General features: G+C 44.2%; 6 protein-coding genes. 2 read left to right on the forward strand and 4 right to left on the reverse strand.

The features are described from left to right. The first annotated feature begins 5 nt into the window (after window positions 1–5). Window positions 6–197: a YtxH domain-containing protein gene (locus EZ437_RS15820; protein WP_131597035.1), complete on the forward strand. Its 192-nt coding sequence runs from the start codon at window positions 6–8 to the stop codon at window positions 195–197. 58 nt (window positions 198–255) lie between these two features. Here the strand turns inward: EZ437_RS15820 and EZ437_RS15825 are convergent, their stop codons facing one another. After that, entirely contained in the window at window positions 256–2,160 is a 1,905-nt protein-coding gene (locus tag EZ437_RS15825) for a GxGYxYP domain-containing protein (RefSeq protein WP_131597036.1), read from the reverse strand. A gap of 56 nt (window positions 2,161–2,216) precedes the next feature. Here EZ437_RS15825 and EZ437_RS15830 point away from each other — a divergent pair, with 56 nt between their 5' ends. Then, entirely contained in the window at window positions 2,217–2,486 is a 270-nt protein-coding gene (locus EZ437_RS15830) for a hypothetical protein (protein ID WP_131597037.1), read from the forward strand. A gap of 9 nt (window positions 2,487–2,495) precedes the next feature. On the opposite strand, the gene EZ437_RS15835 is transcribed toward EZ437_RS15830, so the two are convergent. From EZ437_RS15835 to EZ437_RS15845, 3 genes are all read right to left on the reverse strand, one after another. Continuing rightward, window positions 2,496–5,228: a hypothetical protein gene (locus EZ437_RS15835; RefSeq protein ID WP_131597038.1), complete on the reverse strand. Its 2,733-nt coding sequence runs from the start codon at window positions 5,226–5,228 to the stop codon at window positions 2,496–2,498. Continuing rightward, window positions 5,225–10,777: a carboxypeptidase-like regulatory domain-containing protein gene (locus tag EZ437_RS15840; protein ID WP_131597039.1), complete on the reverse strand. Its 5,553-nt coding sequence runs from the start codon at window positions 10,775–10,777 to the stop codon at window positions 5,225–5,227. Before EZ437_RS15840 ends, EZ437_RS15835 begins: the two co-directional genes overlap by 4 nt. 73 nt (window positions 10,778–10,850) lie before the next feature. Further along, window positions 10,851–16,403: a carboxypeptidase-like regulatory domain-containing protein gene (locus tag EZ437_RS15845; protein WP_131597040.1), complete on the reverse strand. Its 5,553-nt coding sequence runs from the start codon at window positions 16,401–16,403 to the stop codon at window positions 10,851–10,853. Window positions 16,404–16,429 lie beyond the last annotated feature (26 nt).

The raw sequence follows: 16,429 nt of genomic DNA on the forward strand, positions 1-16,429 counted from the left end.
AAACCATGGGATTATTAAAAACAGCATTAATAGGAGCCGCAGTATACGGAGCTATTAAATATATCACAAAGAAGGACGAAAACGGAAGGTCAATTGTTGACGATCTGAAAGATAAAGCTCCTGAATGGATGGACAAAGCCAAAGGCTTTAAAACAGATATGCAGATGAAGTACGATAACCTCAAAAATGAGTATTAAGTAATTAACCTAAATTTCTATATATGTAAGGGCACTATGTTTTTCATAGTGCCTTTTCTTATTTGATCAACCCTTTTGCTGCTTCCGGATTTTGCTTTAAATAAGTCCTGTAAAGTTCAAAAAACGTAGGCGCATCCAATAAAACTATCGTTGGGTCTGCTTTTTTTATCTCCTCTGCTACCTTTACATACCACTCAGGGCTTTTCAAAATATTCCTAAACCAATGAAAAGGTATAGGGCGCTTCTTAATCCTGTCCATCACCATCGCTGCGGCCTTGGCCGGATCATCATCCATCACATCTGAGTCCGACCTTAAGACCGGCATATTTCCATGCAGGAGTGTCAGTGGTGTTTTTTGCGGCACAATGCCATTTGGGCTAAATTTAGCATAGGCATCCAAGCCATTTTTGTTCAATCCAGGCGCTTCCCCGTCTATGATAAACCCACTGATGGTAATGTCCCAGCGCTTATAATACGGCTTGTTATGTGCCGTCCAGGCATCTATCCCATCTGGCAAACCCGATATAGGACGTGGGGCCTGCAGCATGCCCGGCATCAGGTATCCTGCACCATTATCCGCAGCTGCGAAATAATCATTCTCTGAAGCGCTTTCGCGCAGATAATCCATCGCCATCGGCACCCTCTCCTGCAAAACCGGACTGATACTCCACATCATCGGTACCTTGCCCCTTTCCTTGTTGTCCCACAATACAGGTGTCATCTGTGATACCCAAGAGGATGCATCGTAATCGCCTACGTAAAAGATCATAAAATTGCGGCCTTTGAAATCTACCTTTCCCTTTGGTGTCAGATATCCTTTCTTTTTCAGATCAGCATGCGTCACCCATGACTGCTTATACTGTTTCTTCAATGGAAAATGCTGCCAGAAAGAAGCATTGGCCAGCGCTCCATATCCTATGGCATCGGCATCTTTAAAAGCATTGTAGGCACTGATGATCCTCGAATATTCCCATTCAGTTTCTACATCCGCATGCTTGCCGCCGGCATGTTTGGTATATTTAAATGCCCATGGCGGAAAGCCCCCCAGGTAGGCAAACTCTTTTCCCTTATTCTGGCGGTATGCACTGAGCAGGAATTCTTTAAGTGTACTCAGATCTGTTCCAGGCTTCTGTAGCTTATCATCCGTAGCGGGCTCGTCTCCCCAGGGACTGAGATCGAAGAAGAACCCCTTCCGGCTTATGAAAAAATCATGATTGGAGAGCGTATGGTGGTTTCGTCCGGCAGCTCCGGGATTCTTCATCCAGGATTGGTCCATATAGTAGGCCCCATATTTCGTATTGCATTTTCCCGTCTTCAGGTAGTGTTCCATAAACCAGATATAGGCATCGTTCTTTGCCGAACCAGTGGAAGCCCTTGAAGTCTCCGGTATACTACCCGTTGCAGCCGTAAATTTACTGGTACCGTCAGGATTTATCAGCCATACTTTAACAGGTAGTTTAGGTCCGTTAAGTATTATTCTAGTATATAGACTTGTTGCTGCAGTATCATAGCGGATAGCAAGCAGGTCTTCGATGCCTGATATGGAAGAAGCTACGTTGCTTGTTGAGGCAACGGCAGGATCATATACAACAACCCCTTTCACCGCAGTTTTATAGGCGCTCACTAATTCAACTATATCAGGATAAAGTACAGTATCCCGGCCATTCAGCCATTTTCCTGTCCTTCGATACTTATTCCACCAATAATTGTCAACATTGACGTTGCCATTCTGTACCATGTTAATGTACAATAAAGGTTCTTTTCTATTCACAATTCCCTGTAAGGTAGCTACGAGATGCACATCATCCCAAGCTGTTTTCAAGCCCTGAGCTTCCTTTACATCGGTTGTCAGGGTATATTTCATATCGATCATGCCTATAGGTTGATTCCTGGATTGTTGGGCATTGGATAGTGCTGGACACAGGGCGAGTCCTATGAGTGTTAGAAGAATATTTGGTTTCATTTGCAATAAATATATAAATCTCCTCTGCATAAAACAATAACGATTACCTTTAGCCTATGGAAAACGACGAAAGAAACCCTTATGTCCTTTTTACTTCGAGCATTCTGAAGGATTGGAAAGACAACGGCGTAAACTATATTAAGATAGTAGCTTTGGATACCGACCTGGCCGTTCAGTTCTTCGAGCTTGTTCCCAATTCTGAAATACCAGATACGGGGGAAACGATTTATAACATCCATTCGGAAGACGTGACAGAGCTTCTGGAGAAATCTAACAAGGTGAAGTTCGTGGTACACGAAATATATCTGGAAGAAGATGATGTTTAAAGGTCGGCCCTATTCTACACGATAACGAAAAACCTGCCTGCCCAGCTGACCTTCGGTGTTAATCCCCTCCACCACTATGCGGTAGTTACCTTTTCTGTCGCCATTATAAAAACTGATACCTTTTGTTTTCCCGTTCAGGCTAACAGATGGGTTCCAGTAAACTGTTTTCCTTAAATCGGCCTTGCTGTCGGCATATCGCACATCGTATCGCGGCACATAAAACTCCTTGACTTTGTCAAATCCCCGAGGGAAAATATTGACTATTTCGGGTGTCCATTTAGAAGGAGATCTTGGATCCAGGGGGTCAACTGGATTCCTGACATAGATACTTCTAGTATAAATTAGCATGGTAGGTTTTACCACATCGCCGGAACGGACGATATCTACTTTGATCACATCCTCTACATCCCATCCCAACACATCAAAAATAGAATCTTCGTGCCGTATTGAATCATTGATCACTATGTCCATTTTTTGCTGTTTTATATATGCATCAATAGCTAGGTAAGTACCAATTGCATAACTACCTTTCTGCCGACGCACAAATGTTATATCCAAAATAGCCCTATCCCTGAGCGCTTTAAGAATTGTCTTACCCGAATCACGCTCATCAAAAATGATCGTTTGAGAAATCTGGCCTTTAATGGTATTAATGCCTGGGGTTCGCTGTACTGCCCGGATTTTTACTTCTTTAAGCAATCTTCCCTGTGCCAAACTACGCTGCACTCGCGCCTCTTCTTCTTTCGTTAACTGTTCCGGCATGGCTTTCTTTACCTTTCTAAAATCTGTAAGGATATCGGGCAGGTTTGCATTTACCGTTAGTCGCTGTAATGCATATTTATCCAATAATACCTCCAGTCGCTTCCCGTTATTTTTTTTCCGGCCCATCACAGAAAAGCGGAGCCCCTCTGTGATGATAAGATTTTTAAACTTAAAACGACCAACTTCATCAGTAGCTTCACTCAATACGAGCCCCAGGTTATTATTAATCATATAAACCCTACCGTGTTGTACTTTTGCACCCCAGAGGTCTACCAGCCTGCCACTCACATCTGTCACTATTGTTTCGGGTATATAATGTGCAGAAAAAGGTTTGTCGCCCAACAGTTTTTTCCAATTAAACCGCCTGTACCCCTGTGTGAGCATTAGCAGGTCGAGATCCTTCCTGGTTTTCTTGTCAGGGGCATGAAAGTAATAATTTGGCTGTTCGATGTACCCTTTAATATCTGAGCTGAGCAGGATATGAGAAAATATCGTATGTTCTTTCCGCTCATCTGCGGGAACCGTATCCTCATGAACAACAGACACAGAGAAACTGGCAGTGACATCCATACCCTTGCTGTCCTGAGCATCCAGGTTGATCTCTACCAATTCACGCGGCTTGTAGACTCCCTGCTTCGAAGCCAACTTCAAGTCCATCTGGTCGTTATGCTGTACAAAAAAGATTCTTTCATTCATGGGTTCCCCGGTGGCAGAAAATAAGGTGATCTGCGCAATGCCTGATGGCAGCTCTCCCGTTGGAATATTTAATACAACAGATGAATTTTTCATCGGCATGCGGGCACTGTATTTGACGTTACCTCCCGATTGAAGGATCAGATAAACTTCATCTTCCGGAGAAGGATATGGAAGCTGGCGGCCAACCCTGATCGCAACAAAATCTGCCTCTTTATCGTAACTTGCCTCCAGTGTATAGCCATAATCACGTGCCATAGGTAATTTTACTGTTTTTGTACTGCCATCAGGATAATTAATTTTTGCCTGATATTGATTTCCGTTTTGCGGTGTTAACAGGAAAGCACCCATCCCGAATCTGTTACTTTCAATCAGCCCCACTTCATTTCCTGTTTGATCTGTTATGGTCCCTTTCACCAGCAAACCTAAACCATCCTGACCTACTGATTTGAAGGCAATTTTTGTACGGATGCCATTCACCAGTTCTCCTCCTTCCGGGAAAAACCGGACATCAGCTGAACCCGCGATTATTTTTATGGGGAAGCTTTTAGAAACCACAGCAAACTCTTCCATTTCAATAGTAGTATTGAGATGCGTACCGCTGATCTCATCGATCTTGAAATCTTTCAATACCACACTTACTTTGCCTTTATTATCAGTGATCCCTTCTCCCTTAAACAGGGTATTATAGCTTTTCCTGAGGTTATACTTTATGGGCAGATAGGTTAACGGTTTACCCATTGAATCTGTGTAATTCAAATTTGCGGTAAGGTAAGTGCCATTACCGGACGTGGTATACGAATAATCTATACTGGTGAAGACGATATCATTCGTTGCATTCATTACCTGGAAAAGCTTATCATAGAAGTAATCTGCTCCTGCATTGCGCATCCATTGGGTATAGGCCCGAAGCCGGTAATTACCTTCCTTCATCGATTCTGTCAAAGCAAAATTTCCCTTTGCCATACCTGCCGTTATAGGGAGTTTAAGCAGTTGGGCCACAGAATCTTTTTCAGTTACGAGTTCCACATACAGTGCCCCGCTCAATGCCGACAACTGATGCTTACTGCCTATCGTTACGTAACCTTTAAACCAGATGGTATCGCCAATTGAATACCCGGGCCTGTCGGTGTGTATATAGACCTTTTCCTGCAGATGGGTATCTTCCCATTTATCCAGTGCAGCAATTATCCTTTCTACCGGGCTTTCTTCCAGGGATATAAAGGCCAGCATACTCCCAAGGGAGATAACTGAAAGGATGATAAGGAGGTACCTATACTTCATCATGGCACCTTACTAAGGCTGGAGACCGGATTGACTTTAACCTTGCCTGTTCCACTGCCGATGCTTCCGCTCATATCGCTGCCTTCCACGCTGACACTGTAAGTACCAGGGATATCAGCGGTAGTAATGATAACCTTCGCCCTCCCACTACCATCTGTCACAATATTGGGTTCCCAAAATATAACCGAGCGTAAATCCGGCTCTTTTACACCGATATTCTTAATCGTATACTTCGGACTATAAAATTCTTGTGGTTTCATAATTGGTAATGGCCTCAGTGTTACCCAGTCAGGCCTGCCATTGATATGCCATCCTGTTTTGTTTAAGGTAGTGATGCCGATTACTGCATGGCTCCTGTCTTTTTTATTGGGTCCGTTTGCACGCCTTACCAGATACGAATTGTCATCTCTCCATTCTATAGGATAAGCGTCAGGCGAGCCGGGTCTAAAAATAGCGTATTTATTTAGTACATATTTTCTCGAGTACATTACCTCCATGCCGACCATATTGGCGATCTGAAACTCACTGATTGCCGCTTTTAATTCGTCTGCTTTGGGAGGCTCATTCAATTGCATGGGAAGTCCGACACCATCAATTTCTATAACTGCGAGGTACTCATTATACAACAGCGCCGGTACTCCCTCATCTTTTACTACTCTTATCCCCGGAAGTTTCTGTTTGATCAGCTCCCATAAATTCATCACCCCTGATTCCTTGATATCCCTTTCGTCAAATACCAGATCTGCTTTGCCCGGTCCATTCTTATTGAAGGAGCCTTTAATGATCTTACTTGCTACAATCTTCACTTCATTCAAACTAATGCCTTCCTGTTTAATTGGTTCTTCTTTTGTCTTAATAGCAAAATTCTGTACGTAGTTTAATTGTACAGTATCACTATTTACATACCAGGGAATCAGTTGGTCGCGGAATGTAGGTGGAACTGGTGCAGGCTCAAACTTAGACACAGATATTCCCCCAAAGTTCATACTCCGGCCTTTTGGGGTCCTTGCCTGGATGAAAAAAGATCCTGAATCTATCTGCGGCAGCTCTTTAAACTCGAATACGCCCAAAGAATCGGTTACAGTAGTTGTAATAAAACTTGGCTTTTGAGAGGAAATAAGCATATTCGCTCCTTTCACTGGCTTTTTAAGGATATTGGTTACCTGGCCCATAATTTTGAACTCCTTTTCGGCCAGAAATTTTGGTTCTGTTGCAGGTAAAAACACGTTGCTCCAGTCATAGCCTGTCCAGCCTTGCGTAAGCATCAGATTGTCCAGCCCTGGCAAACTCCCGTCGTCTCCATTTAAGTAGTAGCCGGGATTTTCCACAGTTCCCTTTAAGTCCGAATTGAGCAGCAAACTGGCGGCAATGCTGTAATTGCCCACACTATCACGCTTGACCTGACTATCGTCTGTTACCGCCAGCGAAAAATTACCCTTTACAGGTACTCCGCTTTTGTCCTTTACCTCTACCAGTAGTTCTGCTGTTTCCCGATTTCCAAATGTCAATTTACCTGGGGTAATTTTAATATCCAGCTGATCCTTATGGTCAATAAAAATGATACGCTCATTCAGCGGCCGTTTGCCTTTCAGCAAAGAAAACCTGGTTATCCCTGTAGGAAAGCTTGATTTAGGAAAAGAAAAGCTGGTCTTGTTAAGATCAACCTGTTGAATAACCAACATCTTCCCTCTTGAAGTGGCAGTCAGATAAAATACACTGTCTGGATTTAAAGCTTCAGCACTCGCACTTATACTAACCTGAACAGAATCACTTTCAGGTTTATTCGCAACATGCAGTATCGTACCTGCAGCATTTATTAATGGCAAAGAGTAGCTTTTCTCTGTAGCTTCAGGTTTGGTTATTTTAGCAGTATAAATTTCTCCGGATTTTGGAACAAAGTCAAGAGATCCCATACCATTATGCAAGCTAGTGAACGAACTAACCTTCTGGCCAGCGCTGTCATATATTTCCCCGGCTATATCGGTGCCTTTACCATCCTCGGCTATTGCTTTAAAGGCAATCGCCGACTTCAAACCAGCCACCAGTTGTCCGCCCTCAGGCATAAACTGCAAATCTATTTTCTCAGTCCGATTGATTTTTAACGGAACTTGCAGCAACTGGCTGCCATCGTTCTTATGCAAACTTCTGACCACAACCCTGACATTTGCCCCGTCTACCTTATCTTTCAGCTTGCTACTGAATTTTAATTCACCATCCTGAGTGGTCATCAGTTCCTGTTTACTGATATACTGGTCTGCCACATAAATCTTCACTTCCACATTTCGCCTGCCTGCAGGACTATCATCCAATCGCCTGAGGCGGATGGCTACTTCCAACTGGTCTTTATCTTCTACTGTAACGATCTTGGCGCTCGACTGTGCCAGCCATTTGTTGACAGAGGGTCTTGCCAGGTAAATCCGCTTTTTAAAAATGTAGTCATCCCCAAAATTCTGCATCCAGTTGGTATACGCCCTTAAAGTGTATGCACCTTCATGAAAGATCTTTCGGGGCAATGGAATCTGTGCCCAGCCCAGTCCCTTACTGACCGGGATGCTGATCCGCCTGACTATTTCAGTGCTATCGTCGGTCATTTCCACATAGAGCAATCCACTTCGGGATGATCCGGTGAAACTAGCTGCATTCATTAAATATGCTTTGAACCAGAGCGTGTCGCCCAGGTTATAATAATGTTTATCAGTGTGTACATAGACCTTTTCTCCGGGCAGCCGTTTATGCAGACTGTCCAGCGATGCCACAATACTATTTGTGTGGTCTACCGGGGCCTGAACCACACTGGTTGCCTGCTCTACTTCATACCTGTAAACAGTTCTTGCCAGTTCGCCGGCTGCATTAATACCCTCTACAATTACTTTATAAGTACCGGGACCGTCGGCATTATAGTAACTAAGGGTCGTCTTTCCGAGTCCATGGGTCTTTACATTAGCATTCCAGTAAATGGTAGACCGTAGATCAGGTACCGGGCTTGCGTTGTTGTTATAATCATATTTCGGCGAATAAAACTCACGCACCTTGTTATATCCTTTCGGACGAATGTTTACTATACTTGGATCATACCGCTTCCTTAAGTATCCGTTTTTTGTAATGATGAGTATAGACGGGCCACCTAACAGGGTGATCAGCGCGCGGTTAGTTCTAACTACATCAATCTTTCCTATATCGGTCGGGTCAATAACATTGTTGTCAAATACATCCGAAACTTCTATATCTGTTTCCATCCGTCTTCCGTCTACAAACACCTGCATGGGTTTCCAGCCCCCATCTTTCCCGGAAACGTAACTATGCGGATAACTCCTTGCGATACCGTTGGAAAGGAAATTTACACCCGCAAGCCTCCCCTGCAAACAAATCCCCAGGGAAGCACAGGCATTTGCATTCTCCAGCAAAAAGGTCTGGTCCGCATGTCCCTCAGGTATTTTATACATGCCTTGTGCAGAAAACTGGGTGTTTTTTAATTTTCTGGCCCTTATTACTACTTCGTTCAGCCGCTGAACCCTGCTCAAACCTCCCATTCTCTCTACCGCCTTGTCCGCATGCCTTACGTTGTCAAGATAGCTGGTAAGTATTCCTGAGATATTGGTGCTGGCAGCAGCAAGGTTTCTGTTTTTGCCAAGGTTTATCTTAGGTACAGTATCCAGGACAATCTCCACTTTCTTTCCCTTTTTCTCCGTCCTTGCCTGTACCGCAAAGCGGATGCTGTCCGTCAGTACCATATCCTGAAAGCTGAACCTGCCCAAAGCATCCGTCACTGTATCTCTCAGGATCCCGCTCCTTAAAGACATCAGGGTAACTTTGCCATTGGGCAATGGATCGTTCCCGAGTGTCAGTACCTTGCCCGAAATCTCCATACCCAGGCTTTCTGCTTTGAACAAGGGCTTCATTTCAGTTGGCGATGCCTTGCTGATTTCCTTCCAGCTAAACCTGCGATATCCCTGTGTGAGCATCAAGTTATCCAGGGCTTTGTTCACTGTATCATTATCAGCAGTAAAATAGTAGTTGGGCTTTTCTATATAACCTTTCAAATCTGAGGTCAGGAGGATGTTAGAAAAAATAGTACGCTCCATGCTCTCTTCCACCGGCACTTTGCTTTCATCTATCACCGATACCGAAAAACTACCTGCTACAGGCTTACCTGTTGGGTCAGAAGATTCCAGTTCAAGCTCCACCTTTTCCCTGCTCTTATAGCTTTTCTTTGAAGTCTTAACTGAAACCGTCATTTGATCGGGATTACGGACAAACACGATCCGCTCGCTGATCGGCTCATTCTTGTCATCAAACAGGGTAAACTGAGCGATACCGGTCGGAAAGCTTTTCTTTGGCAACAATACCGAATTGATCTGTTTGCTGGTGGTTACCTTTGAGGCATACACAGTCTCCCCACCCGATTGGGCTATCAGTGCTAAAGTCCTCGGGCTTTTACTCAGCCCGGCCGAAGCACTCACACGCACCAGCAGACTGTCATTTTCGATCTGGTATACAGAAAGCGTATAGCCTTCTTGTTGTGCCACAGGCAGATCCAGCAAAGCCTCAGAACTATCCTGATAAATTATCTTTGCTTTATACTGCTTTCCCGCTTCGGGTTTCAACACAAAACTACCGATCCCAGCATGCTGGCTATCGAAACTGATCACTTCCTGTCCCAGGTTATCCAGCACCACTCCTTTTACCGGAACGCCTGCTCCATCCATACCCACCGCTTTAAAACCTATCCTTGAGATAACCCCGCTTACCAGTGTTCCCCCTTCTGGAAAGAACTGCACATCACTCTTAGACAATGCCGCTTTGATTGGAAAAGTCTTGATTACCTTTCTCTTACCTTTGGTGTAGATAGTAGTCCTAAGAAACCCGCTGCCTGCGTTCATTGCTGCATCATTGGCCATACTGACCGACATGCTGCCCGAAGCATCGGTCTTTAGGGCTTTAGTATAGATAACTTTGTTATTTAAAATGACCTCATACCTCACCTCCTCCTCTGATAATGGCTTGCCTTCATCATCTTTATAGTTCAGCAAGGCCATTACCATTGGCTTATCCTTAACCAGCTCGTACTGACAATCCACTTTTGCCACTACTCCCTCACCTCCGGGACTACCCACTGTGAAAGTCTTATCAAAGAAATAGTCTTCACCCGCATTCCGCATCCACTGGGTATATGCCCTGATGCGATAGTTGCCTTCGTTCAGGTCATCATCCAGCGTAAAATCACCCATACCCAAACCAGCTATCACAGGCAGCTTGAGTGTTTGAATTAAAGAATCCTGTTCACTAATCAGTTCCACATACATTGCCTGGCTCTGGGCAGACAACTGGTGCTTGCTGCCCACGGTTACATAGGCTTTAAACCATATCGTGTCACCCAGTGCATAATAAGGTTTATCCATATGGAGGTGTACCTTTTCCTGCGGATTGGTATCCGTCCAGTGTTGTAGTGAAGCAACCAGCTTTTCTATCCCGCCATCTTCCAAGGGGATAAAAGCAAGTAGGCTAATCACAGAAACCAATAAAGAAAATAAGAGAGCGCGTTTATTTTTCATATGATGATATTAAACTGGATATACAGATAAAGACAACTCAGGTAATTAAAATAGGGACATCGGAGCAAAATATTTACTTAACCTGAGTAATGATCTTCAACTTTGATGAGCCACTTCCCAGACTGCCTTTCATATCACTTCCCTGAATATTCAGGGTGTAGGTACCTGGTATATCTGCAGTATAAAAAGATACAATTGCCTTTCCTTGACTATCAGTCACAATGTCCGGAGCCCAATACACCGTAGCGCGGTAGTCAGCCTTGTCTGCATTTTCAGCAGCTCCGTATCCCGGACTATAAAACTCCTGCGGATGCATGATGGGTACCGGCCTTAAGGTGGCAAAGTCAGGGTTGTTGTTATATACTCCGCCTGTTCTGAATTTAGTAGTGATATGGATGGTCGCAAATTCATACTGTCTTGCCGATGTCTGTGCAAGAACGGTACGCGCATGGAGGTAATAATCGGAGCCACGCGATCGTAATTTATGCTGAGCTGCATGAATAGCCTGCAAGTTTGCATTTGCGAATGCACCTTTTACCCCAATTCCACCCTGCTTACTATAGTAAACCGCAATTCCAACAAATGACGCGATCATAGTAGAATTAAGCTGTTGCAGGAGATCAGCGACGTCGAAATTTGAATTCATCCTGATTGGAATCGCATTACCGTCTGCAAAGATATCAACAATGTATTTGTTAAATTTCGCCGTGGGCATACCTTCTTCACTTACTACCTTAAAACCGGGCAGCTTTTGTCTCAATATCTGGTAAAGGCTCATTGCAGCCGACTCCTTAATATCTTGCTCATCAAATGCCATATCTGGTTCACGGAACACTTTGTAAGCTCCTTTTATTACCTTTTTAGCGTGTACCTTGACTTCCTTAAGGGCTATCCCAGAATTTCTCAGACGTGTCTCATCTCCTCCATTAAGTACGTTTTTCACATAGTTCAATTGTACAGGATCTGTGTCCACATACCAAGGTGCGATCTGGTCCCTGTACCTGGTTTCGATAACCGGCGGTTTGAAACTTTCCACTGTAACCTCACCAAAGTTCATGCTTCTTCCTTTTGGTGTCCTGGCCTGGATAAAAAACGACCCCGAATCTATTTCAGGCAAGTTATCAAACCTGTATCTTCCAGCGGTGTCTGACAATGTACTTGCTAAAAAAGCCGGCTTTTGCGAAGAGATCAGCATTTGCGCACCTTTAATTGGCTTATTAAATATATTGGTGACTGTACCCGTTATTTTAAGTTTTAGCTCAGGTTCAAATGCAGGTGTCTCAGGTTTACTAAAAATATCCGCCCATTGATAGTTTGTCCAGCCTTGTGTAAGCATCAGGTTGTCCAGTGCTTTCCAGCTTTCTTTATCTTTCCTGCTGAGGTAATAGCCCGGTGTTTCAACCTTACCTTTCAACTCAGTGGTCAATAGCAGCGTTGTGCCAATATCGTTATTACCGGTGCTGTCGGACCTTACCTGTGTATCATCTGTCACTGCCAGGGAAAAATTACCTTTTACCGGTTGCCCGTCAGCATCCTTCACATAAATCGCCAGGGATACGCTGTCACGTTTATAATAGTTCGGTTTATCTGTTTCCATGCCAATCTGCAACCTATCCAAATGATCTACAAAGACTAATCTTTCATTTAGGGGTATCCTGTTTTTGAGCAACGTAAAACGTGTCAGCCCCGATGGAAACTGTCTTTTTGATATCACATGGGTCAACGCAGACGGGCTCACCGGCTCCATATACGTGATCCTGCCGCCGGACAAAGCCGTTAAAAACCATGAATCTGCAGGGTTAAAAACCTTGTCCGAAATGAAAATACTGACCTTAATAGAATCGGCCTCTTCCACATTCCGGACATTTATCACAGTTCCGACAGGTTTTACCAAAGGCAAAGGATAGTTTTTCACAGCACCTGTCAGCAGCAGCCGCGCAGTGTATATTTCGCCGGCCTGCGGTGTAAATTCAAATGAACCCATCCCTCTATAAAAACTGGCGAATGTACTCACTTTTATTCCCTTACTATCTATGATTTCACCTTCAACCTGAATTCCCTTTCCATCTTCCCCAAGTGCTTTAAAGCCTACAACACAACTCAGACCAGCGACCATATGACCACCTTCAGGCAAAAACTGCAGGTCAATATCCTGGTTTCTTGAGACAACCAGGGGTACCGACAATTGCTGATTTCCATCATTTTTATGCACGTTCCGTATTTCCACACGCATATTTCTGCCATCAAAACGGTCCTTTAGCTCATATTTTAGCGATAGCCCCCCGTCAGCTCTGGTTTGTACAATTTCTTTATCCCTTAGCCTGTCCCCTTCCATCAGGCGCACTTCTACATCCCTAAGCCCTGCGGGCGTCAGGTCTGAACGGCTGAGACCCAGGTTTACATCCAGCAAGTCTTTTCCTTCAACAGTGCTCACTTTAGTGCCCGATTTTACCAGCCAGGTGTCTCCGGTAGGAACGCCTAAATAAAACCTCCTGGTAAAGAAATAGTCCTCATCAAAGTTCTGCATCCAGTTTGTATACGCTCTAAGTGTATAAGCTCCTTCATGAAAAATAGTACGGGGTAAGGGGATCTGCGCCCAGCCTAAGCCTTTTGCAACCGGGATACTGATCCTTCTTACCACATCCGCACTATCATTCAGCAACTCTACATACAACAACCCGCTGATGGACGAGGCTGCCAGTCCAGTACCATTCATCAGGTATGATTTAAACCATAGTGTATCGCCCAGGTTATAATAGGATTTATCAGTATGCAGGTAAACTTTTTCGATGGGCAGCCGCTGCCGCACACTGTCTACCACCTTAACAAAGCCCTGCACCATCGGTGATGAAGTGTTAGCAGTTGCCGTCGTTGCTCCGCCCGCAGATACTTCATAACGGTATACAGCTCTTGCCAGTTCGCCTGCAGCATTAATGCCTTCTACAATCATTTTATACCGGCCGGGCCCGTCTGCATTGTGATAGCTGAAAGTCGACTTACCCAGGCCGTGGGTTTTCACATTTGCGTTCCAGTAAACCGTAGACCTGAGATCAGGTACCTGACTGTTCGCATTGCTGTAATCATATTTTGGAGAATAAAACTCACGGACTTTATTAAAGCCTTTTCTTGATAGGTTGACTACGTTTAGGAATATACGCGGTGAACGGTTCTTTTTAGTGATAATCATGATGGAGGGCGCTCCTAGCATAGCTTTTAATGCTAAACTAGTCCTGACTACTTCGATCTTAGCAATGTCCCTTGGATCAACGATATTTTGATCGAAAATCTCGGCGACCTCATCTATATTGTCAATTACTCTTCCGTTAAGTATCACTTGCATAGGAACCGTACCCAAATATGGGTAATTGTTAACCCTGGAATAATTTCTTACCAAGGGTCTAAATACTATACCGGTCAGCATTCCCTGCAGACAAACCCCAAGCGTACCGCACTTTTCAGGCCGCTCCAGCACATACGTTTGGTCGGCATGCCCCTCGGGAATCCTCATCATTCCCTGAGTAGCATATTTATGTTTTTCCCATTGCTTACCTCTGATCATAACTTCCTTCAACCTTTGCACGCGGTTAAGTTTTCCCATTCTTTCCATCTGTGCATCCTGTTTCTGGCTATTTTCCAGATAGGAATCGATCGATCCTGCAATATCGGTATCCATATCAGGGAAGTTTTTGTTCTTTGTAAGCTTTGGCCTTTCGATGCTATCTAACATGATCTGGACATTCTTCCTGTTGTTTGCCGAAGTGGCCTGCACAGCAAATCTTAAACTATCCTGAAGCACCAGGTCCTCAAATCTAAATTTACCAGCCGAGTCTGTGATAGCCTGCATGACAATCCCAGCTTTAAGGGACATTAGCGTAACTTTTCCATCTGGCAAAGGCTGATCACCAAGGGTCAATACTTTTCCAGATATATCCATCCCCAGTTTTTCTGCTTTAAAGACGGGTTTGGCCTCAGCAGACTTACTGCCTGTTTTAGTGATCTCTTTCCAGCTAAACCGCCGATAGCCTTGTGTCAGCATCAAATTATCCAGCGCTCTGTTTACCGCATCATTTTCAGCAGTGAAATAGTAGTTTGGTTTTTCGATATACCCTTTTAGGTCTGAGGTCAGCAGGATATTTGAAAAAATAGTGCTTTCCATCTGCTCTTCTATAGGGACTTTACTTTCATCAATCACAGCTACAGAAAAATTACCGGCCACCGGTTTTCCTGTCGGATCAGTTGATTCCAGTTCCACTTCCACCTTTTCTCTGCTATTGTAGCTTTTTTTTGCAGTTTTTATCTTCACCTTCATCTGATCCTGATTGCGCACAAATACAATACGTTCGCTTATCGGTTCATTCTTATAATCAAACAGCGTAAACTGAGCTATACCTGTAGGAAAGCTCTTCTTCGGCAATCTTACCGAATTGATTTGCCTGTTGGTCAGTACCTTTGATGCATATACCGTTTCTCCGCCCGACTGTACTATCAGTCCCAAACCCTGTGGGCTTTTCGTCAGCCCGGCCGAAGCTGTCAGCCGCACCAAAAGGCTGTCATTGTCCAACTGGTAAACTGACAGCGTATAGCCTTCGGGCTGCGCCACAGGCAAATTCACTTCGGCCGTAGAGCTGTCTTTATATATTACTTTCGCAATATACTGCTTTCCAGCTTCCGGCTTTAACAGAAAACTGCCCATTCCTGCATGCTGGCTTTCGAAACTCGTCACTTCCTTGCCAAGCTGATCTATCACAATTCCTTTTACCACAATCCCAGCACCATCGACGCCAACGGCCTTGAAAGCTATACGGGAAGTAATATTACCAACCAATGTTCCTCCTTCAGGAAAAAACTGCAAGTCACTTCGCGCTAATGCCGCTTTGATGGGAAAGGTCTTTATCAGCTTCCTCCTATCCTTAGTATAAACCGTGGTTCTGAGAAAACCGTTTCCTGACTGTAGTGCCTCATCATTAGCAATGCGTACTATTATGTTGCCCGACATATCCGTTTCCGACTCCTTGTTATAAATCACTTTATCATTCAGAATAAGTTCATACCTGACATTCTTGTCAGATAAGGGCTTTCCATCGTCGTCTTTATAATTTAAATGTGCGAGGACCATCGGCTTTCCTTTACCCAGTTCATATTGGTAATCTACTTTAACCTGCACTTCATCACCCCCCGGACTCCCAACTGCAAAAGTCTTGTCAAAGAAATAATCTTCACCGGCATTCCGCATCCACTGAGTATAAGCCCTTACGCGGTAATTTCCTTCATTAAGTTCATCGTCCAGCGTAAAGCTACCCATCGCCATACCGGCTATGAGCGGTAACTTTAGGGTTTGCAGCAGAGAATCCCGTTCGCTGATCAGCTCTACATACAATGCCTGGCTCTGGGCAGATAGCTGGTGCCTGCTCCCAATTGTCACATAGGTTTTAAACCATAAAGTGTCGCCTAGTGCGTAGTATGGCTTGTCCATATGGAGATATACTTTCTCCTGCGGGTTGGTATCTGTCCAGCGTTGCAAAGAAGATAGTAATTTTTCTATGCCACCATCCTCACGGGGAATAAAAGCCAAGACACCAAATACAGAAATCAGCAAGGAAAATAAGAGAGAACGTTTATTTTTCATGACAAGATTGAGTTAATATATTGTTA

The organism is Pedobacter psychroterrae, assembly GCF_004331695.1.
GTDB lineage: Bacteria > Bacteroidota > Bacteroidia > Sphingobacteriales > Sphingobacteriaceae > Pedobacter > Pedobacter psychroterrae.

Coding starts and splice junctions, on each gene's coding strand:
- EZ437_RS15820 (WP_131597035.1), top strand. CDS start 6: ATGGGATTATTAAAAACAGCATTAATAGGAGCCGCAGTATACGGAGCT.
- EZ437_RS15825 (WP_131597036.1), bottom strand. CDS start 2,160: ATGAAACCAAATATTCTTCTAACACTCATAGGACTCGCCCTGTGTCCA.
- EZ437_RS15830 (WP_131597037.1), top strand. CDS start 2,217: ATGGAAAACGACGAAAGAAACCCTTATGTCCTTTTTACTTCGAGCATT.
- EZ437_RS15835 (WP_131597038.1), bottom strand. CDS start 5,228: ATGATGAAGTATAGGTACCTCCTTATCATCCTTTCAGTTATCTCCCTT.
- EZ437_RS15840 (WP_131597039.1), bottom strand. CDS start 10,777: ATGAAAAATAAACGCGCTCTCTTATTTTCTTTATTGGTTTCTGTGATT.
- EZ437_RS15845 (WP_131597040.1), bottom strand. CDS start 16,403: ATGAAAAATAAACGTTCTCTCTTATTTTCCTTGCTGATTTCTGTATTT.